The organism is Hanstruepera sp. CR43 (assembly GCF_055227665.1).
Genome location: NZ_CP200078.1, coordinates 1,471,762 through 1,493,353, shown reverse-complemented (window position 1 = coordinate 1,493,353; position 21,592 = coordinate 1,471,762). Strand labels below are relative to the sequence as shown.

Below are 21,592 nucleotides of genomic sequence, written 5' to 3'. Positions count from 1 at the left end.
TCCAAGTTATTGCTTATTGCTCGGGTTCAATAATACTACTGTCACCTTGTTGGATGTCAGAATCCAAATCAAATGAAGCTTCTTCAGCACTTGGTTCGTCATCATAGAAATGCTTGAATAAATTCAGATAATTTGAAAAGGTCTTGGCCTCTTGGGCGCCAAAGTCCCTGTCATATTCTATAACCACGTCAACAATACTCTTGTAGCGTTCAATATCGGTGTAGATTTCCTCAAAAACACGTCTTTGTTGCTCACCATCCAACTTGCTGTAATACGTTAAATTCTCTTGATATTTTCTGGCAACATCCTTAAACAATTTTTGTGCTTTATCTTTAGCGTCAACTTCATAATAAGCACTTATGTAGGGTTCTAAAAGGGTGTAATATCCAAAATAGTCTACTGGCATATTGTCCATGGCGATATCTGCAATTTTTTCAGCTTTATCCAACTTTTCTTCATTGATTAATTGTTCAATCAGTCGCGCCAGGTTTCCTCTATAAGTTATGGAATTTCGTCGGGTTTCGGTATCATGGTAAATATTTGGGTCACCACTATTACCCCAATCCCAATTTACAACTTTATCATACATTAAATCAGAATCCACACGCCCCATGTCAAACGGATTGGCTTTATCAACAGGTGTTTTGATAGGAACTAACTTGTAGCACATGCCATCAAGTTGTAAGTAGTCTTTCATCCAGATATAATCGTCATCACCAAAGGCACCACCCGTAAAATAAATAGGGCGCTTCCAATCGTTATTAGCAATGATATCCAGCATGAGCAGTCTATTTTTATATAAGGCACCATCAGTAATTTTAATAGTGATGTTATCCACAATATCATCTGAAACTTCTGCTTTTACGATACCATATTTTAAAACATTTTCTTTGTTGACAGGAATTTGCACATATTCAACAGGAAAATAGTTGGAGTTTTGATATTGTACTGGATAGAAACTAGGGTCTTCACCTTGTTGCTGTAATAAATATTTGAACTTGGTTCTTGGATTGTCACTGGAGACAAATTCTAAAAAGTCTTTAATATTTAATGTGTCCTTATTCAGTAATCGTTGTGGTCTGCCATTGGCATCATAAATAAATAATTTTTTCAATATATAATCACGTGTGCCATAACGGTATTGATCATGTGATAGTGATGAAGGAACAGGATCACTCTCATAAGCTTTCCGCTTCATTTGGTCAATGTACCAATCTGTCTGGAACAAACTGGTATTAACCACACGAACATCCGTTCTGTAGCCCTCAATTTCTTGAGCATACCAAAGTGCAAAGGTATCATTATCACCTATTGAAAATAAGATGCCGTTTTCAGCACAAGAATCCAGATATTTTTTGGCCATCGCTTGAGCTGTATATTTGTTTGAACGGTCGTGATCATCCCAATTGTTGGCAGCCAAAATACCAGGCACCAAAATGAGGCAAACAACTGAAACAGCAGGCGCTAGTAATTTAGATGAAAACTTTTGCTTCAGAGAGTCAACTATGGCGTACACACCAAATCCAATCCAAAGGGCAAATACATAAAAAGAACCAACTACGGAGTAATCTCTTTCACGAGGCTCAAAGGGTCTCACATTCGTATAAACCTGAATAGCCAAACCGGTAAACAGGAAAAACACCAACATGACCCAGAATAATTTTTTGTCTTTGTTGAATAAAAAGAACAAGCCAATCAGCCCTAAAATGAAGGGTAAAAAATAATAGGTGTTTCGCGCTTTATTATTTTCAACATCACTTGGTAAGTTGTCTTGAGATAACCCCAAATGCCATTCATCTATAAAGTTGATGCCACTTAACCAATTACCGTGATTATCGTATTTACCTTGAATATCATCCTGTCTGCCTACAAAATTCCACATAAAATAACGCCAGTACATATAGCCTAATTGGTACTCTAGCATATAAGCGATATTACTTCCCAAAGATGGTTTTTCAACATCAATATATTGACTAAACTGTCGCAAGAAATTATGATAGTCTTCATAGTCAACCATGCCATTAGCCACGTCATTCTTAAAATTTGTAATAGCTCCGCGCAGCTCATTTTCCATTTGGTATTCAGGCTTCAATTTGAAGTCTAAATATCCAGTAAAAATCATATAGTTTTCAGCGTTTTCGCCACTCCACATCCTTGGTAAAATTGAGGCATGTTTAGAATTGTAATTCTGTCTGGCATTCTCCCAATCGTTTATAATAACGTATTTACCCGTTGTCTCATCTTTCTCATAATTGGGTTTATCATCGATGTAAGGTTCGTTTTCATCCAAACCTGAATACTGGTCTGTAAATTGAGGCCCATAAAATAAATGGGTTTCTGGGTATTGTTCTAAATTATAATAGGCTAGCAATTCCCTGGCATCAGATGGGTCATTCTCATTGATAACCACATCTGCGTTAGCACGAATGGGTAACATCATCCAGGACGAGAAACCAACCATTACAAACGTCACACACAATATAGCTGTGTTCAAGTGTTTGTATTGTTTTTCTCTCGTGTATTTCAGCCCAAAATAAATGACCGCTACCAATATAACTCCTGCGATAATGGAACCTGAATTAAATGGTAAGCCAATGGAATTCACAAAGAAAATTTCCATGGCACTAAAGTACCTTAAAATATTTGGTGCTAATAATTTAAAAATGAACAACAGGATAGCAACAGAAAGTACATTGGCAATTATAAAATTCTTGACTGTTATCTCTCTATAGTTTTTAAAATAGTATATCAACCCTATAGCTGGTATGGTTAATAAACCCATGAAATGAACTCCAAATGACAATCCAATAACAAAAGCAATTAGGATTAACCAACGATTTCCGCGAGGTTGATCCATTTCGCGCTCCCAACGTAATGCCAAATAAAATAACACAGACATTATGAGTGTGGCCATAGCATAAACCTCCGTTTCCACTGCGTTAAACCAAAATGAATCTGTAAAAGTGAAAGCTAAACTTCCAACTAAAGAACCACCTAAAATTGCTATTTTTTGAGTTTCGGATAAGGTCTCTTCATTTCCAGCTAATTTTCTCAATAAAAGGGAAATTGTCCAAAACATAAATAAAATGGTAAAGGCACTGGCAACAGCACTCATCATATTTAACATAAAACCAATTTGAGAAGATTCTAAAGCAAACATGGAGAAAAATGCACCAAACATTTGAAACAATGGAGCTCCTGGTGGATGTCCAACTTGAAGTTTAGAAGAGGTTAAAATATATTCTCCGGCATCCCAAAAACTAACAGTAGGTTCAACAGTAAGACCGAATGTGAATAAAGCCACTAAAAATGAAAACCAAGCTAATAGATTGTTCCATTTTTTAAAGCTAATATGTGCCATGTAATTGCTGTTTATTAGATTAGGCGAATTTAACAATAAATATCAAACCAAAAATACTTTTAAGGAAACGTTAAGTTTTGGAGTATTATTTTATGTAAAAAATGTTTGTGCAAACGAAACTTTGTTTTAAATTTGCAACCTCAATTACACAATGGCCTATGGTGTAACTGGCAACACGTCTGGTTTTGGTCCAGAAGAGTCTAGGTTCGAGCCCTAGTAGGCCAACAAGTAATTAAAAAAAAACCTAATCATTATTGATTAGGTTTTTTGTTTTATAATGGTTTTTCAATTAAATTTTAAATGTCACTACCGGTCGCTTGGCATGGTTTACCAAATCTTCACTAATACTGCCGTTGAAGAAGTGTGCGATACCTTGTCTGCCATGCGTACTAATACCAATTAAATCAGCACTGATGATATGAGAGAAGTTTAAGATGCCTTTTTCAACACTTTCATCATTGTAAATGGAAATGGAATAATCTTCAAAATCATACCCTTCAATAAAATCCATTATTCGAGCTTTAGCAGTTGCCGTCGTAACAAAATTACTAGCAGTATTTACAAACAATAAGTGGATTTTTGCACCAAATGCTTTAGCTAGTTCTGTAGCTTGCCTATAGGTTTCCTTGTTATCATTTTTAAAGTCGGATGCAAAAACAAAATTGTCAATTTTAAAATTATCATGTTCATTTTTGATGACTAGAACAGGAACTTCAGCTGTTCTAACCACTTTTTCAGTATTGGATCCAATAAACATTTCTTTAAATCCACTCGAGCCATGAGAACCCATAATGATTAAATCAATTCCATGTTCCTTACAGGTGTTGGATATGCCAGTAAAAGTCTGATTGAAATCAACAGTTTCATGCACGACCACATCATTCAAATAATCTTGATTCATTGTTTGCTCAAACTTTTTATGTGCCAATTTCATAAAAAACATGGCTTCAGGTAATTCACTGTGTTGGCTCAAAGCATCCACTTGACTTAAAGGTAGTTCAAGCATATGGAGTAAGTAAATCTCACTACCATGTTTCTTGGCTAATTGAGCTGCAACTTGTAAGGCATTTTCGGCTTGTTTTGAAAAATCTGTAGGAACGAGTATTTTTTTCATAAAAGGATTTTCTGGATTAGTAGTTGCGAATAAAATTAAGAATAAAAATTGATATTTCAATCATTATGGAATTCAATTTAATTGTTGTATATTTGCACCGTTGAAAGTAAAAAGATTTAATGAGGGGACGGGAAGTCCCCTCTTTTTATACCAAAAATGTTTAAGGAAAGAGTAGAAAAATTATTGGCTGAAGGGCTTGAGGAAAGAGATGATCTTTTTCTGATAGACCTGTCGATTTCAAATGATAATAACATTAAAGTTATCATTGATGGCGATCAAGGTGTTACAGTTGATGACTGTATTTTTATAAGCCGGGCCATTGAGCATAATTTGGATCGTGAGGATCAAGATTTTTCCTTGGAAGTAGCGTCAGCTGGAGCTGCTGCGCCTTTAGTTAATCAAAGACAATATGCTAAAAGTGTTGGCAGAGATTTAGAGGTTGCAACTCATGATGGGCAGTATAAAGGAACGCTTGCGAAGGCTGATGAGACAAAAATCACTTTAAATTGGAAAGCTAGAGAGCCTAAACCAGTTGGTAAAGGAAAAGTGACGGTTCAAAAACAGGCAGATATTGCCTATGAAGATATTGTAGAAGCAAAAGTTATGATAAAATTTTAATTAAAAGAGAGATATGGAAAATCTTGCGTTAATTGAGTCTTTCTCGGAATTTAAAGACGATAAATTAATAGATCGTGTAACCTTAATGGCGATTTTAGAAGATGTGTTTAGAAATGCATTGAAGAAGAAGTTTGGTGATGATGACAATTTCGATATCATTATTAACCCTGATAAGGGAGATTTGGAAATCTGGAGAAATCGTGTGGTTGTAGCCGATGGAGAAGTAGAAGAACCTAATCAGGAAATATCGTTGTCTGAAGCTAGAAAGATTGAGCCTGATTTTGAAGTTGGAGAGGATGTATCTGAAGAAGTGAAGTTAATAGATTTAGGACGTCGTTCAATTTTGGCATTAAGACAGAATTTGATTTCTAAAATCCATGAGCATGATAATACCAATATTTATAAGCAGTTTAAGGATTTAGTTGGTGATATTTACACGGCTGAAGTGCACCACATCCGTCACAGAGCTGTAATTTTGTTGGATGATGAAGGCAATGAAATTATCCTTCCAAAGGAAAAACAAATACCATCAGATTTTTTTAGAAAAGGGGATAATGTTCGTGGCATAATTGAGAGCGTTGAACTTAAAGGGAACAAGCCAGCCATTATCATGTCAAGAACGGCTCCGGAATTTTTAGAGAAATTGTTCGAGCAGGAAATCCCTGAAGTTTTTGATGGCTTGATTACGGTTAAAAAAGTTGTTAGGATTCCAGGTGAAAAAGCTAAAGTAGCTGTGGATTCTTATGATGACAGAATTGATCCGGTAGGTGCGTGTGTTGGAATGAAAGGATCCAGAATTCATGGTATTGTTCGTGAGTTGGGTAATGAAAATATTGATGTTATCAATTATACCAATAACTTACAACTGTATATTACCAGAGCCTTGAGTCCTGCAAGAGTAACTTCAATAAAGATTGATGAAGAAAACAAACGTGCGGAAGCTATCTTAAAGCCAGAAGAGGTAAGTAAAGCTATCGGTAGAGGTGGTCATAACATTCGTTTGGCCGGCCAATTAACCGGTTATGAAATTGATGTATTTAGAGAAGGCGCTGAAGAAGATGTTGAGCTACGTGAGTTCTCTGATGAAATCGATGAGTGGATTATTGAAGAATTCAGCAAAGCTGGATTGGATACTGCCAAGAGTATTTTAGAGCAGGAAGTTGATGATTTAGTTAAGCGCACAGATTTAGAAGAAGAAACAATTTTAGATGTTATTAGGATTCTGAAGGAGGAATTCGAAGATTAAATATAATTTTAGGTTATTTTAAAGGCAATTTATGGCTGAAACAATTAGATTAAATAAAGTATTACGTGAACTTAATATTTCGCTAGATCGTGCTGTAGAATATTTAGATTCTAAAGGCATTGAAATAGAGAAGCGTCCAACCACCAAAATATCTGAAGAAGTACACCAACTTTTACAAGATGAGTTTGAGACAGATGCCAATAAAAAAGCAAAATCTCAAGAGGTTAGTGAGGCTAAACAGAAAGAGAAGGAAGCATTAAGGATTCAGCGTGAACGTGAATTAGAAGAGAGAGAGCAAGCAAGAGCCAAAAAAGAAGCAGCGGAGAAAGAAGAGGTTGTTAAAGCAAAATCAACCCTTTCAGGGCCTAAACAAGTTGGAAAAATCGACTTGGATGCCGATAAGAAAAAACCTGCAAAACCTAAAGAAGCTAAAGTTGAAGAAGCTGAAGAGACCGCGAAAAAAGAAACACCTGTAAAAGAGGAGGCTCCTAAAGCTATAAAGGAAGAGAAAACTTTAGAAAAACCTAAAAAGGAATCAGTAGAAAAGAAAACCGAAAGTCAAGAGCAAGAAGAACCTGCTGAAGAAAAAGTAAAAACTCAATATCAAAAACTTTCTGGACCTAAAATTGCTGGCGATAAGATTGATTTAACACAATTCAATAAGCCTAAAAAGAAAAAGGAAGAGAAAAAGACTGATAATAAAGAAGCTGGAGCCGGAAGGAAAAAGCGTAGACGTATCAGTAAAGCTGGAGGTCCGGACGACAATAATTTTTCAAGAGGTGGCGGTAATGATAGATTTAAAGGTAAGCCTGGTGGAAAAGGCAGAAGGAATATTGTTAAGGAGGAGCCAAGTGAAGAAGAAGTACAAAAACAAGTACGGGAAACACTAGAGAAACTTCAAGGTAAATCAACTAAAGGTAAAGGTGCCAAGTATCGTCGTGAAAAGCGTGACCAGCACAGAGAACAAACCGAAAAAGATTTACAGGCAGAAGCAGCAGAAAGTAAGATTCTGAAAGTAACCGAGTTTGTTACAGCTAGTGAAGTTGCCACCATGATGGATGTATCTGTAACCGAAATTATTTCGGCCTGTATGTCACTGGGTATGATGGTTACTATGAACCAACGATTGGATGCTGAAACTTTGACTATTGTTGCAGAAGAGTTTGGTTATGAAGTAGAATTTGTCACTGCCGATATTGAAGAATCAATCGAAGAAGTTGAAGATAAGCCAGAAGATTTAAAATCACGTGCGCCAATTGTTACGGTCATGGGTCACGTTGATCACGGTAAAACCTCGTTATTGGATTACATTCGTGAAGAGAATGTCATAGCAGGTGAGTCAGGTGGTATCACACAGCACATTGGTGCTTATGGTGTTGAATTGGAAAGTGGTCAAAAAATTGCATTTTTAGATACGCCTGGTCACGAAGCCTTTACGGCCATGCGTGCTCGTGGTGCTCAAGTCACAGATATTGCAATCATTGTTATTGCTGCTGATGACGATATCATGCCGCAAACTAAAGAAGCTATTTCGCATGCACAAGCAGCTGGCGTGCCAATTGTATTTGCAATCAACAAGATAGATAGACCAACTGCAAATCCTGATAAGATAAAAGAAGGATTGGCCAATATGAATTTATTGGTTGAAGATTGGGGTGGAAAAATTCAATCGCATGATATTTCAGCGAAAACAGGTCAAGGTGTTAAGGAGCTATTGGAAAAAGTGTTGCTTGAAGCGGAATTATTAGAGCTCAAAGCCAACCCAGATAAACCAGCGCAAGGGACCGTTGTGGAAGCATTCTTGGATAAAGGTCGAGGATATGTATCGACTATATTAGTTCAGGCTGGTACTTTAAGAGTTGGTGATTATGTGTTGGCAGGGAAAAATAGTGGTAAAGTTAGAGCCATGCATGATGAGCGTGGTAAAGAAGTTAAGGCCGCAGGACCATCGACACCAGTATCAATATTAGGGTTAGATGGTGCACCTCAAGCTGGAGATAAGTTTAATGTATTTGAAGACGAACGCGAAGCAAAACAAATTGCATCGAAACGTACACAATTACAGCGTGAACAATCAGTTAGAACGCAGCGTCATATTACGCTTGATGAAATTGGTCGTCGAATTGCTTTAGGTGATTTCCAAGAATTGAATATCATACTTAAAGGAGATGTGGATGGTTCTGTGGAAGCATTAACAGATTCATTCCAGAAACTATCAACAGAAGAAATTCAGGTGAATATTATCCATAAAGGGGTTGGTCCAATAACAGAAAGTGACGTATTACTGGCTTCGGCTTCAGATGCGGTAATTATTGGATTTAACGTGAGACCAATGGGTAACGCCCGTCAAATAGCCGATAAGGAAGAAATAGATATCAGAATGTATTCTATTATCTATGATGCTATTAATGATCTTAAGGATGCTATGGAAGGTATGTTGTCGCCAGAATTGAAAGAAGAGGTGACAGGTACTGCAGAAATCAGAGAGATATTCAAGGTTTCTAAAATAGGAAGCATAGCAGGTTGTATGGTAACCAATGGTAAGATATTCCGAAATTCAGGCGTGCGTTTAATCCGTGAAGGCGTCGTAGTTTACACAGGAGAATTGGCATCTCTAAAACGTTTTAAGGATGATGTAAAAGAGGTATCCAAAGGATACGATTGTGGTATGCAAATTAAAAACTATAACGACATTAAGGAAGGTGATATCATTGAAGCTTTCCAAGAAGTTGAGGTTAAAAAGAAATTGAAATAAGTTTCATTTTAGTAATAAAAAAAGCGACCAATCGGTCGCTTTTTTTATGGTTATTCTTTTTCTTTTTTAGGTTTAAATACAAAAGCGTTTTGGAATTCTTTCTGGACTTTAACCAAACTTCTGTCAGCTTCCAATCGGCTTCTAAAATTCCCAACCCAAACTTTATAATTCGGTGTTTCAAACTCCAAGCTCACAGGCAAATCGGGTAATTTTGTTTGTAATTTGGACTTGGCTTTTTGAGCATCATCATGACGGTTACCTGAAAAGATCTGGATTTTATAACGATCGGAATCATTATCATTCAGATTCATGTCTCGCTTTAGAGCTAATAATTTAACCAAATCATCATCTTGATTGATGACCACACGGCCTTGTTGCGCGTGGGAAGTATGCATAGTTATAACTGCTAAAAACAGGGTTGGTATCAGGAATTTGGTGTTCAATAATTTCATTTTCAATGGTGTTTTATACAAATGTAAATGATAATAACTAAATCTTCGGGTATTTTATTATTTAGAATTTCTCTAAATTAACAATTAACACTTCTGTAACATTTCTAAAATCGACTTTAAATGTTACTTTTGCGTGAGATTTTATTATTGTATTTTTTTCTGTTATTAAATGAAAAAATCATACCAAAGTTTAGAAGTTAATTCAACTAATAATATGAAACAGGTGAATCACCGAAAATTAAGCCAAAACATTCTCCGTTTAAGTTTAATTATTTTACTAGCGTTTTCAACCTCACTTTCTGCCCAAGAAGGCGACCCAGCAAAAGGAAAAACTTTATTTAATGCCAACTGTGCGGCTTGTCATAAACTAGACAAGAAGATGACAGGGCCTGCTCTTAGAAATGTCGAGCAGCGATTGGCTGATGATCAAGGGTTGGACAGAGCATGGATTGCAGCATGGATTCGTAACAGTCCTGCCGTAATTGCCTCTGGAGATGCTTATGCCAAGAAAATTTTTGATGAGTATGGCGGTGCAGCTATGACTCCTTTTCCTCAATTAACCGATCAGGATATTTCGGATATTTTGGCTTACACCGCTGAAGAAGCTCCTGCTCCAGTTGTTGTTGATAAACCTGGTCCTGGTGGGACAAGTACACAAGGAGGCGGCTTCTCAAGCAAATTGGTTTTAGGTGCTCTAGCGGTATTGTTTGCCTTATTGGCTATGGCGCTTATTTTAGTAAGACAAACGTTGAATCGTTTTGCTGAAGCTAAAGGTGTGGATGTTTCTGAAACAAAGGGCACACCAATCTGGAAAGCGTTTATTCAAAATCAATTTTTAGTGCTGGTTACAGCCATTTTCTTATTATTGGCTAGTGGTTATTTTGTGTATGGTTACCTCATGCAAATAGGTATTGACCAAGGTTATCAACCCGTACAACCAATACATTTCTCTCACAAAATTCACGCTGGGGATAATGGTATCGATTGTAAATACTGCCACTCGTCAGCTCGAGTGAGTAAAACATCTGGTATCCCATCATTAAATGTGTGTATGAACTGTCATAAGTCCATTTATGAATATAATGGGGAAACTAGTGCAGAATACTCAAAAGAGTTCTATGACGGTGAAATACAAAAATTATATGCCGCTGCAGGATGGAGTGATGCAGACCAAAAATATACCGGTGAATCGCAACCTGTAAAATGGGTACGTATTCATAATTTGCCAGACTTTGCTTATTTCAATCACTCTCAACACGTTTCTGTTGCAGGTATTGAATGTCAAACTTGTCATGGACCAGTTGAAGAAATGGAGATTATGTATCAGCATGCACCATTGACCATGGGTTGGTGTATTAACTGTCACAGAGAAACCAATGTGAAAGTACAAGACAATGCTTACTACGAGAAAATTCATGCAGAATTATCTAAAAAGTACGGTGTAGACCAATTGACAGCTGCTCAAATGGGCGGATTGGAATGTGGTAAGTGTCATTATTAATTTATTAAGAAGTAATTCAATTATATAATATGTCATCAAACAAGAAATACTGGAAAAGTGTTGAAGAGCTAAACGAGAATAGCTCTATTGTTGAGACGCTGAAACAAAACGAATTTGTTCAAGAGATTCCTACTGATGAGTTTTTAGGGAATAAAGAATCATTAAGTGACTCGAAAACAACCCGTCGTGATTTCTTAAAATATGTTGGTTTTAGTACAGCTGCAGCTTCTTTAGCTGCCTGTGAAGGGCCAGTTATTAAATCTATACCATATGTTGTGCAGCCAGAGGAGATTATTCCAGGTGTAGCCAATTATTATGCAACCACAATTGCAGATGGGTATGATTTTGCAAGTGTTTTAGTGAAAACCCGTGAAGGTCGTCCAATTAAAATTGAGAACAATGCTATGGCTGCTACCAATGGTAGTGCAAATGCCAGAGTGAATGCATCGGTTCTTGGTTTGTATGATAGTTTGAGAGTACAAGGTCCAATGAAGGACGGTAGTCCAATTTCTTGGAGCAATTTTGATACGGAAACTACCAAAGAATTGAACAGATTGAGTGGTTCAGGAAAGCAAATTGTGTTATTGACACAAACCTTTGCCAGCCCTTCGACTTCAAAATTGGTTGCTGAATTCAAAGCTAAATATGGCAATGTGAGTCATGTGGTTTATGATGCGGTTTCTGAATCAGCGGCTTTAGATGCCTATCAAGCTAATTACGGAGAGCGTGGTTTAGCCAATTATGATTTCTCTAAAGCGATGACAATTGTTTCTGTAGGTGCAGACTTTTTAGGTGATTGGCAAGGTGGCGGATTTGATTCTGACTATGCTAAAAATCGGGTGCCAGATCATGGTAAAATGTCTCGTCATATTCAGTTTGAATCTAATATGTCATTAACGGGTGCTAATGCTGATAAGCGTGTGCCTATGACAGCTAGTCAGCAAAAGTTGGCTTTAGCAAAATTATATAGCGAAGTAGTTGGTGGTTCGGTATCTGTAGAATTACCAGAACATATAGCAGAGGCTGTAAGTAAAGCAGCTTCTGAACTTAAAGCAGCAAAAGGAAAAGCTGTAGTGGTTACAGGTATTCAAGATGTCAATGCGCAAACGGTTGTATTTGCAATCAATGAGCACTTGGGAAGTCAGGCATTTGACCCTAGTACACCTATAAAAACCAGACAAGGAAATGATAAAGCGGTTCAAACTTTAATTGCAGATATGAATGCAGGTAAGGTTGGTGCTATTATCATGAGTGGTGTGAATCCAATGTATACTTTGTCTAATGCCTCGGAATTTGAATCAGGTTTAGCTAAAACTGAATTGTCTGTTGCATTTTCAATGAAGTCCGATGAGACATCTTCAAAATGTCAATACATAGCTGCAGCACCACATTATTTGGAATCTTGGGGTGATGTTGAAATGAAGAAAGGGCATTTTGCTTTGACGCAACCAACAATTCGTCCATTATTTGACACAAGACAATTTCAAGAAGCATTATTGGTTTGGAATGGTAATAATTCTAACTATCATAGTTACTTAAAAGAAACTTGGAATACCAGTGTATTGGGTGGATCGTCTTTTAACAAAGCATTACATGATGGTGTTTTTGTTAAAGGTAGTGTTTACTTTGGAGGTGCTTCAACCAGTACGACTGAAACTATCGAAACCACTTCAACGGAATTAAAAGAGAAAAAAGATAGAACATTAGTAGGAGGCATTATTCATGATGCGGCTGTTGGATTAGGTATTGCTGAAGAAGACAAAGATGAATATGTCACAACAACTACTTCAGAGACTGTTTCAACAGGAGGTTCTGCAGATGGGTCGGTTACTATGAATGCGGTGTCCGCTGGAGCGGCTGCCAGAGCTTTGGCTAACACATCGGGTTCTGATATGGAATTGGTGTTATACACCAAAACAGGAATGGGTGATGGCCAACAAGCAAACAACCCATGGTTGCAGGAGTTTCCAGATCCAATTTCAAGAGTATCTTGGGATAACTACTTAACGGTTTCTAAAGCAGATGCAGATAGAATTGGACTTAAGAATGTTCATGTAGCAACAGGTGCTTTAGATGGTAGTTATGCTAACGTTACTGTCAATGGAACGACTTTAAATAACGTTCCTGTTCTTATTCAGCCAGGTCAGGCTAATGGAACTGTTGGTCTATCCTTTGGATATGGTCGTTCTGCAGGATTAAAAGACGAAATGAAAACAGGCGTTAACGCCTACACCTTATATCACGATTCTAATAATGTTCAAAATGTAAAAGTTGAACCTGCTTCTGGAATGCATGAATTTGCTTGTGTTCAGTTGCATAATACCTTAATGGGTCGTGGTGATATTATCAAGGAAACCTCATTAGAAATTTTCAATACTAAAGATAAAAAATACTGGAATGCGATTCCTGTTGTTTCTTTAAATCATGAAGAAACGCCAGTAACATCTCCAGATGTTGATCTTTGGGATGAATTTGATCGCTCTATCGGTCATCATTTCAACCTTTCAATTGATTTGAATGCTTGTACAGGTTGTGGTGCCTGTGTGATTGCTTGTCACGCTGAAAACAACGTACCTGTTGTAGGTAAAGAAGAAGTTCGTCGTAGTCGTGATATGCACTGGTTGCGTATTGACAGGTATTATTCTTCTGAAGAGTCTTTTGAAGGTGATAATGCCAAAAAAGACAATATTTCTGGTTTAAGCAGTTCATTGAGCGAGTTTGGCGAAATGGAGCACGCTTCTGAAAATCCACAAGTAGCTTTTCAACCAGTTATGTGTCAGCATTGTAATCATGCACCTTGTGAAACAGTTTGTCCAGTAGCGGCAACATCACATGGTCGTCAAGGTCAAAACCACATGGCTTATAACCGTTGTGTAGGTACGAGATACTGTGCAAACAACTGTCCTTATAAAGTACGTCGTTTCAACTGGTTCTTATACGCTCAAAACGATGAGTTTGATTACCACATGAATGATGATTTAGGTCGTATGGTATTGAATCCAGATGTAACTGTTCGTTCACGTGGTGTGATGGAAAAATGTTCTATGTGTATCCAAATGACACAAAAGACCATTTTAGATGCCAAGCGTGATGGACGTCAAATTAAGGATGGTGAATTCCAAACAGCATGTTCTGCTGCATGTAGCAGTGGCGCTATGACATTTGGAGATATCAATGATAAAGAAAGTAAGGTGGCTCACCTTAAAGAAGATAACCGTATGTACCACTTATTGGAGCACGTTGGAACAAAACCAAACGTGATGTACCAAACTAAAGTGAGAAATACAACTGAAGCATAAACATTAATTAAGAAACAATTATAAAAGGATTATGGCGTCTCATTACGAAGCACCTATTAGAAGACCTTTAGTTACAGGCGAAAAATCATACCACGATGTATCAGTGGATGTAGCAGCACCTGTTGAAGGTAAAGCAAATAAATCTTGGTGGATTGTATTTTCTATAAGTCTTGTAGCATTCCTTTGGGGAATAGGCTGTATTATCTATACAATTTCAACAGGTATCGGAACTTGGGGTTTAAATAAAACCGTAGGTTGGGCTTGGGATATTACTAACTTCGTTTGGTGGGTTGGTATTGGTCACGCAGGAACACTGATTTCTGCAGTACTATTACTGTTCCGTCAGAAATGGAGAATGGCAATTAACCGTTCTGCGGAGGCCATGACAATATTCTCGGTAGTTCAGGCTGGTTTGTTCCCAATTATTCACATGGGTCGTCCATGGTTAGGATATTGGGTGTTACCAATTCCAAACCAATTTGGATCGCTATGGGTGAACTTTAACTCGCCATTACTTTGGGACGTTTTTGCGATTTCTACGTATTTATCAGTATCGTTAGTATTCTGGTGGACAGGATTATTACCTGATTTTGCAATGATTCGTGATAGAGCTGTGAAACCATTCCAAAAGAAAATATATTCTTTATTGAGCTTCGGATGGACAGGTCGTGCGAAAGATTGGCAACGTTTTGAAGAAGTATCTTTGGTACTTGCTGGTTTAGCAACGCCTTTAGTACTTTCTGTACATACTATTGTATCGTTTGACTTCGCAACGTCGGTAATTCCAGGATGGCATACCACTATATTCCCGCCTTACTTCGTTGCTGGTGCGATTTTCTCTGGATTTGCTATGGTAAACACGCTTCTTATTATTATGAGAAAAGTGTGTAGCCTTGAAGATTATATTACGGTTCAACACATTGAATTAATGAACATAGTCATCATGATTACAGGTTCAATAGTTGGTGTGGCCTATATTACGGAGTTGTTTATTGCTTGGTATTCTGGAGTTGAATACGAACAATATGCCTTCTTAAACAGAGCAACTGGACCTTACTGGTGGGCGTATTGGGCTATGATGAGCTGTAACGTATTTTCACCACAGTTTATGTGGTTCAAAAAATTACGTACGAGTATCATGTTCTCATTCTTTATCTCAATTGTAGTAAATATTGGTATGTGGTTTGAGCGATTTGTAATTATCGTAACGTCTTTACACCGTGATTACCTACCATCTTCTTGGACTATGTTCTCACCAACGTTTGTTGATATTGGAATTTTCATTGGAACGATTGGATTCTTCTTTGTGTTATTCCTATTGTATGCTAGAACATTCCCTGTAATTGCACAAGCAGAGGTTAAAACTATTTTGAAATCTTCTGGACAACGTTATAAGAATATCAGAGAAAGAGGTGAAAGTTTGGTTGGTACTGGAGCAGATGCTAGAACTTCTGTTTTAAAATTACCAAAAGAAACAGCTGAATCACATCTAACGGTTGATCATTCTGATAAAATCAATAATTTATTATCAAGTATTGGTTCTTTTGATTCAGAATCGCAATCAGCTGATGATTTAAAGAAAATAAATGGTGTTGGTCCTAAAATGGAAGAAGCACTAAATAGCATTGGCATTTATACTTTCTTACAAGTAAGTAAAATGACTAAAAAAGAATATGATTTGTTGGATGAAATTACCGGTTTGTTCCCAGGAAGGGCAGAACGTGATGATTGGTCAGGACAAGCTAAAAATTTATTAAACTAAAGTAGCATATGGAAGCTTCAAAAGTAATTCACGCTATTTATACAGATGACGATGTATTAATGTCTGCTGTTAAACGAGTTAAAGCAGAAAAACATCATATAGAAGAAGTTTACACACCTTTTCCTGTTCATGGATTGGACAAGGCAATGGGCTTGGAACCAACACGAATAGCTATTGCATCATTTATCTATGGTTGCATTGGTTTAACGGTTGCTATTACAATGATGAATTTCATCATGATTGAAGACTGGCCTCAAAATATCGGTGGAAAGCCTAGCTTTAGCTACTTGGAGAATATGCCAGCTTTCGTGCCTATTATGTTTGAGTTAACGGTATTCTTCGCAGCGCATTTAATGGTAATCACTTTTTATTTACGTAGTAGAATGTGGCCATTTAAAAAAGCTGAAAATCCTGATAAAAGAACAACTGATGATCATTTCTTGATGGAAATTGCTATTCATGGAAATGAAAAGGAATTGGAAAGTTTATTGAAAGAAACCGGAGCTGTAGAATTAAATATAGTTGAAAAAGAAGCGCACTAGTATATTATGAAAAGCTTATTTAAAATAACACTTGTAGCATTAGTATTGATTGTGGTGGTTTCCTGTAAAAAGGATTCTAGACCGAATTATCAATTCATGCCAAACATGTACGAACCAGTTGGTTATGAAACTTATGCTGAATCGGATGCATTTAAAAACGGTAAAGAAGGACAGTTACCTGCAGAGGGAAGTATTCCAAGAGGTTTCAAACCTTTTGATATTGAAAATACAACTGACGGCTACAATTTTGCAAAAGAAAATTTAATGAGTCCTCTTGATTCAATGCAGGTTGATCTGGCTAAAGGGAAAGAACTTTATGATATTTATTGTGGTATTTGTCATGGTAATAAAGGTGATGGTCAAGGTAATTTAGTCAAGCGTGAGAAAATTTTAGGTATCCCAAGTTATGATGATGTGGGAAGGGCTATTACCGAAGGCAGTGTATACCACACTATTTATTATGGTAAAAATGCCATGGGTTCCTATGCCAATCAATTGAATGAACAAGAGCGTTGGCAGGTTGTGGCTTACGTTATGGATCTAAAAGCTAAATTAGAAAAATAAGAACGATAAAGTTTATATATAGATATGTACACATTCTCGAATAAATTAAAGACCGTTTCTATAGCCCTAATGATTATTGGAGCGCTTGGTGTGGGATATGGTTTTATGACATCTCACAAATCTTTTGAAGAGGTGGAAACCATCTTGACAGAAGAGGCTTCCCATCACGGAGGAGGTCATGGTGAAGAAGCTGCGCATGGAACCAGCCATGATGCACATGATGCTGAAGCTGCTCATGTGGAAGGTCATGCTGATTCAACTGAAGAACATGTAGATGAGCATACGAAACATGTTGAGCACGTGCAACACCAGATAGCCAACAGACCATGGTCTGCTGTGTACGTAGCAGCATTCTTTTTCTTTATGATTGCATTGGGTGTTTTAGCGTTTTATGCCATTCAGTTTGCAGCGCAAGCAGGTTGGTCACCAGTACTGTTCAGAATTATGGAAGCTATTACAGCTTATGTGTTGCCAGGTGCGCTAATTGTGTTGGGTATAGCTGTTGCTTCTGGTACGATTGGGCATTATAATATTTTTGTTTGGATGGATCCTGAAGTGGTTGAACATGATAAATTAATCCAAGGAAAATCAGGATTTTTAAATATGACTGGTTTTATCATTCGAGGATTAATCTTTATTGCTGGATGGAGTTTATATAGACACTTTGCACGGAAGTTCTCATTGGCTCAAGATAAAGCTGATGTGAATGATAATCGAAACTTCAAAAAATCATTTAGAATCGCTGCTGGATTTTTAGTGTTCTATATCTATACCGAGTCTATGATGTCTTGGGATTGGATTATGAGTGTTGACCCGCACTGGTTTAGTACCTTATTTGGTTGGTATGTATTTGCCAGCATGTTTGTAAGTGGTATTACCGTTATTGCGATGATTACCATGTATTTAAAATCAAAAGATTTATTACCATTTGTAAATGACAGTCACTTGCATGATTTAGCGAAATTCATGTTTGCTATCAGTATTTTCTGGACTTACCTTTGGTTCTCACAATTCATGCTTATTTGGTATTCAAACATCCCAGAAGAGGTAACTTATTTTGTAACGCGTTTTGCAGATTATAAATTACCGTTCCTAGGCATGGTGGTCATGAACTTCGTATTCCCATTATTGGTGCTTATGAATAGTGATTACAAGCGTATTCCTTGGTTTGTGGTAATGGCAGGTATTGTTATATTATGTGGTCACTACATTGACGTTTTCAATATGATTATGCCGGCTACAGTGGGAGACAGATGGTTTATTGGTATCCCTGAAATAAGTTCAATCATGTTCTTTGCTGGGTTGTTCATATTTATAGTGTTTACAGCACTATCTAAACATCCATTATTAGCTAAAGGGAATCCATTTATTAAAGAGAGTGAACACTTTCATTATTAATATTTAATTAAAGTAGAGAAAAGACAATGACAGCTTTTTTATCCATTATAATAGTACTTTTTATAGCTATTGCAATTTGGCAAATGGTCAAGATATTTGATTTGGCACAGGTTGGTGTATCAAATAACCAAGTGGCCAATGATCATGATAACCGTTTGAATGGTTATTTAATGATTGGTTTCCTAATCTTTATTTATGCCATTACTATAGTTTGTATGGTCAAGTGGGGTGATTTGCCATTAATGTCAAATTCGGCATCTGAACATGGACCAGGAATCGATAATTTAATGATTATCTCTATGGTCATCATTTTTATTGTACAGACTATTACCCAATATCTATTGCATTATTTTGCATTTAAATATAGAGGTGAAGAAGGTAAGAAAGCCTTATATTTTGCAGATAACAATACATTAGAAGCCATTTGGACTATCATTCCAGTAATAGTTTTGGCTGGATTAATCATTTACGGTCTGTTTACCTGGAATACCATCATGAATGTCAATGAAGATGATGATCCATTGGTTGTGGAGTTATATGCACAACAATTTAACTGGAAAGCGCGCTATGCAGGTAAAGACAATACATTGGGACAAGCAAATGTGCGTTTAATCAATATTGATAACGCCAACATTTTAGGATTGGATGAATCGGATCCTAATGCTCAAGATGATGTTATCACAACCGAACTTCACTTACCAGTTGGTAGACCAGTATTATTCAAAATGCGTTCTCAAGATGTGTTACACTCGGCTTACATGCCACATTTTAGAGCACAAATGAACTGTGTTCCTGGTATGATTACACAGTTTGGATTTACACCAACAGTAACGACTGCTGAAATGAGACAAACACCTCAAATGATTGATAAAGTTGCTAATATCAACAGAATCAGAGTTGAGAAAAGTAAGGAATTAGTTGCCAAAGGAGAGGGAGAATTAGAACGCTATGAGTTTGATTATTTATTGCTTTGTAATAAAATTTGTGGAAAATCACATTACAACATGCAAATGAAAATAATTGTTGAGACTCAAGAAGAATATGACGCTTGGATGGCTGAACAAAAAGAATTTAAAGATTCTTTATTAAAGTAATTTAAAAACAGTTTTTAAAAGTATATAGAAGATTATGTCAACACACGCAGATACTCACGCACACGAAGACGATCACGGACATCATCATAAAGAAACATTCGTAACTAAATACATTTTTAGTCAGGATCATAAGATGATTGCCAAGCAGTATCTTATTACAGGTACTATTATGGGTGTTATAGGTGTATTAATGTCTTTAATGTTTCGTATGCAAATTGCATGGCCAGAAGAGCCTAATGTATTGTTTGAGGCATTGTTGGGCAAATGGGCACCTGATGGTGTTATGGATGCTGATATTTATTTAGCTTTAGTAACTATCCATGGTACTATCATGGTATTCTTTGTATTGACGGCTGGATTAAGTGGTACATTTAGTAACCTGTTGATTCCATTGCAAATTGGAGCTAGAGATATGGCATCTGGATTTTTGAACATGGTATCTTATTGGTTATTCTTCCTTTCTAGTGTGGTCATGGTTATCTCTTTATTTGTTGAAGCAGGACCTGCTGCAGCTGGTTGGACTATCTACCCACCGCTTTCAGCATTGCCAATGGCACAAGGTGGATCAGGTATGGGTATGACATTATGGTTAGTATCTATGGCTATCTTTATTGCATCATCCTTATTAGGATCATTGAACTACATAGTTACCGTTATTAACTTGCGTACTAAAGGGATGTCAATGACTCGCTTACCATTAACAATCTGGGCATTTTTCATCACAGCAATTATTGGTGTGGTATCTTTCCCAGTGTTATTGTCTGCTGCATTATTGTTGATAATGGATAGAAGTTTTGGTACATCTTTCTTTTTATCGGATATATTTATTCAAGGAGAGGTATTGCATTACCAAGGTGGTTCACCAGTATTATTTGAACACTTATTTTGGTTTTTAGGTCACCCAGAGGTATATATTGTTATTCTACCGGCTATGGGATTAGTTTCTGAAATTATGGCCTCTAGTTCAAGAAAACCTATTTTTGGTTATCGCGCCATGATTATGTCTATTTTGGCCATTGCTTTTCTATCAACCATTGTTTGGGGTCACCACATGTTTATTTCGGGAATGAACCCATTCTTGGGGTCAGTCTTTACATTTACAACATTATTGATTGCAATCCCTTCAGCGGTAAAAGCCTTTAACTGGATTACAACCATTTGGAAAGGAAATCTCCAAATGAACCCGGCTATGCTATTCTCAATTGGATTTGTTTCAACGTTTATCACAGGTGGTCTTACTGGTATTATTTTAGGAGATAGTGCTTTAGATATCAATGTGCATGATACGTATTTCGTAGTGGCTCACTTCCATTTGGTAATGGGTATTTCGGCACTATATGGAATGTTTGCTGGTATTTACCATTGGTTCCCTAAAATGTTTGGTCGTATGTTGAATAAACGTTTGGGTTATATCCATTTTTGGGTAACGGCCGTTTGTGCTTACGGTGTTTTCTTCCCAATGCACTTTATTGGTATGGCAGGATTACCGAGACGTTATTATACGAACTCCAATTTCCCATTGTTTGATGATTTAGCTGATGTGAATGTAATCATTACAGTTTTTGCATTGGTTGGAGGTGTATTCCAATTGGTATACTTATACAACTTCTTTAGCAGTATTTTCTTTGGAGAGAAAACAGTTCAGAATCCATGGAGATCAACTACTCTTGAATGGACTGCTCCAGTAAAACATATTCACGGAAACTGGGAAGGAGAAATTCCTCATGTTTACCGTTGGTCATATGATTATAATAAACCAGGTCACGATGATGATTTTGTACCTCAAAATGTGCCTTTAAAAGATGGCGAAGAAGAGTTGCATCATTAGTAAGTGACAACTTAATAATACTAACAAGGCCTTTCTGATTTAGAAAGGCTTTTTGTTT

14 protein-coding genes and 1 tRNA gene are annotated in these 21,592 nt (G+C 36.9%); 12 read left to right on the top strand and 3 right to left on the bottom strand.

Translation table 11 applies throughout. The annotated features are described in order from the left end of the window. Positions 1-13: 13 nt before the first annotated feature. Positions 14-3,361, bottom strand: a complete 3,348-nt coding sequence (locus ACKXGU_RS06845) for a glycosyltransferase family 117 protein (protein WP_463467304.1) — start codon at positions 3,359-3,361, stop codon at positions 14-16. A gap of 152 nt (positions 3,362-3,513) precedes the next feature. Between ACKXGU_RS06845 and ACKXGU_RS06840 the strand changes: the two genes are divergently transcribed. Then, a tRNA-Gln gene (locus tag ACKXGU_RS06840) sits at positions 3,514-3,586 on the top strand. Between the two features lie 64 nt (positions 3,587-3,650). Here ACKXGU_RS06840 and ACKXGU_RS06835 read toward each other — a convergent pair. Then, positions 3,651-4,475, bottom strand: a complete 825-nt coding sequence (locus ACKXGU_RS06835) for a universal stress protein (RefSeq protein WP_463467303.1) — start codon at positions 4,473-4,475, stop codon at positions 3,651-3,653. Between the two features lie 156 nt (positions 4,476-4,631). On the opposite strand from ACKXGU_RS06835, the gene rimP reads away from it, so the two are divergent. Genes rimP through infB form a run of 3 tightly spaced genes read left to right on the top strand, consistent with a single transcriptional unit; the run spans position 4,632 to position 9,094 of the window. Beyond that, positions 4,632-5,093 (top strand): ribosome assembly cofactor RimP, encoded by a 462-nt coding sequence (gene rimP, locus ACKXGU_RS06830; RefSeq protein ID WP_463467302.1) that lies wholly within the window; start codon positions 4,632-4,634, stop codon positions 5,091-5,093. 13 nt (positions 5,094-5,106) lie between these two features. Further along, positions 5,107-6,339, top strand: a complete 1,233-nt coding sequence (gene nusA / locus ACKXGU_RS06825; RefSeq protein WP_463467301.1) for a transcription termination factor NusA — start codon at positions 5,107-5,109, stop codon at positions 6,337-6,339. Between the two features lie 31 nt (positions 6,340-6,370). Then, positions 6,371-9,094, top strand: coding sequence for a translation initiation factor IF-2 (gene infB, locus ACKXGU_RS06820; protein WP_463467300.1), 2,724 nt, complete (start codon positions 6,371-6,373; stop codon positions 9,092-9,094). A 50-nt stretch (positions 9,095-9,144) separates the two neighbouring features. On the opposite strand, the gene ACKXGU_RS06815 is transcribed toward infB, so the two are convergent. Next, the gene (locus ACKXGU_RS06815; RefSeq protein WP_463467299.1) at positions 9,145-9,546 is read right to left on the bottom strand and encodes an SPOR domain-containing protein; all 402 of its coding nucleotides are present in this window, start codon (positions 9,544-9,546) and stop codon (positions 9,145-9,147) included. Positions 9,547-9,760: 214 nt separating this feature from the next. Here ACKXGU_RS06815 and ACKXGU_RS06810 point away from each other — a divergent pair, with 214 nt between their 5' ends. Genes ACKXGU_RS06810 through ACKXGU_RS06775 form a run of 8 tightly spaced genes read left to right on the top strand, consistent with a single transcriptional unit; the run spans position 9,761 to position 21,534 of the window. Next, entirely contained in the window at positions 9,761-11,047 is a 1,287-nt protein-coding gene (locus tag ACKXGU_RS06810; protein WP_463467411.1) for a c-type cytochrome, read from the top strand. A 29-nt stretch (positions 11,048-11,076) separates the two neighbouring features. After that, on the top strand, positions 11,077-14,346 hold the full coding sequence (locus ACKXGU_RS06805; protein WP_463467298.1) for a TAT-variant-translocated molybdopterin oxidoreductase: 3,270 nt from the start codon (positions 11,077-11,079) through the stop codon (positions 14,344-14,346). A gap of 31 nt (positions 14,347-14,377) precedes the next feature. Beyond that, positions 14,378-16,108, top strand: a complete 1,731-nt coding sequence (gene nrfD, locus ACKXGU_RS06800; protein ID WP_463467297.1) for an NrfD/PsrC family molybdoenzyme membrane anchor subunit — start codon at positions 14,378-14,380, stop codon at positions 16,106-16,108. A gap of 8 nt (positions 16,109-16,116) precedes the next feature. After that, complete coding sequence (locus tag ACKXGU_RS06795; protein WP_463467296.1) at positions 16,117-16,650, top strand: DUF3341 domain-containing protein; 534 nt, start codon at positions 16,117-16,119, stop codon at positions 16,648-16,650. A 6-nt stretch (positions 16,651-16,656) separates the two neighbouring features. Then, entirely contained in the window at positions 16,657-17,214 is a 558-nt protein-coding gene (locus ACKXGU_RS06790; protein WP_165780079.1) for a c-type cytochrome, read from the top strand. Positions 17,215-17,238: 24 nt separating this feature from the next. Then, a complete protein-coding gene (locus ACKXGU_RS06785) occupies positions 17,239-18,612 on the top strand; it encodes a quinol:cytochrome C oxidoreductase (RefSeq protein WP_463467295.1) in 1,374 nt (457 codons plus the stop codon). A gap of 26 nt (positions 18,613-18,638) precedes the next feature. Then, positions 18,639-19,706 carry a cytochrome c oxidase subunit II gene (locus ACKXGU_RS06780; RefSeq protein WP_463467294.1) on the top strand — a complete coding sequence of 356 codons (1,068 nt, stop codon included), beginning with the start codon at positions 18,639-18,641 and terminating at the stop codon, positions 19,704-19,706. A 34-nt stretch (positions 19,707-19,740) separates the two neighbouring features. Beyond that, complete coding sequence (locus ACKXGU_RS06775) at positions 19,741-21,534, top strand: cytochrome c oxidase subunit I (RefSeq protein WP_463467293.1); 1,794 nt, start codon at positions 19,741-19,743, stop codon at positions 21,532-21,534. The last annotated feature ends 58 nt before the right edge of the window (positions 21,535-21,592 follow it).

Bases quoted from the DNA above. Each gene is read 5' to 3' on its own strand.
- ACKXGU_RS06845 (WP_463467304.1), bottom strand. From the start codon at position 3,361: ATGGCACATATTAGCTTTAAAAAATGGAACAATCTATTAGCTTGGTTT.
- ACKXGU_RS06835 (WP_463467303.1), bottom strand. From the start codon at position 4,475: ATGAAAAAAATACTCGTTCCTACAGATTTTTCAAAACAAGCCGAAAAT.
- rimP (WP_463467302.1), top strand. From the start codon at position 4,632: ATGTTTAAGGAAAGAGTAGAAAAATTATTGGCTGAAGGGCTTGAGGAA.
- nusA (WP_463467301.1), top strand. From the start codon at position 5,107: ATGGAAAATCTTGCGTTAATTGAGTCTTTCTCGGAATTTAAAGACGAT.
- infB (WP_463467300.1), top strand. From the start codon at position 6,371: ATGGCTGAAACAATTAGATTAAATAAAGTATTACGTGAACTTAATATT.
- ACKXGU_RS06815 (WP_463467299.1), bottom strand. From the start codon at position 9,546: ATGAAATTATTGAACACCAAATTCCTGATACCAACCCTGTTTTTAGCA.
- ACKXGU_RS06810 (WP_463467411.1), top strand. From the start codon at position 9,761: ATGAAACAGGTGAATCACCGAAAATTAAGCCAAAACATTCTCCGTTTA.
- ACKXGU_RS06805 (WP_463467298.1), top strand. From the start codon at position 11,077: ATGTCATCAAACAAGAAATACTGGAAAAGTGTTGAAGAGCTAAACGAG.
- nrfD (WP_463467297.1), top strand. From the start codon at position 14,378: ATGGCGTCTCATTACGAAGCACCTATTAGAAGACCTTTAGTTACAGGC.
- ACKXGU_RS06795 (WP_463467296.1), top strand. From the start codon at position 16,117: ATGGAAGCTTCAAAAGTAATTCACGCTATTTATACAGATGACGATGTA.
- ACKXGU_RS06790 (WP_165780079.1), top strand. From the start codon at position 16,657: ATGAAAAGCTTATTTAAAATAACACTTGTAGCATTAGTATTGATTGTG.
- ACKXGU_RS06785 (WP_463467295.1), top strand. From the start codon at position 17,239: ATGTACACATTCTCGAATAAATTAAAGACCGTTTCTATAGCCCTAATG.
- ACKXGU_RS06780 (WP_463467294.1), top strand. From the start codon at position 18,639: ATGACAGCTTTTTTATCCATTATAATAGTACTTTTTATAGCTATTGCA.
- ACKXGU_RS06775 (WP_463467293.1), top strand. From the start codon at position 19,741: ATGTCAACACACGCAGATACTCACGCACACGAAGACGATCACGGACAT.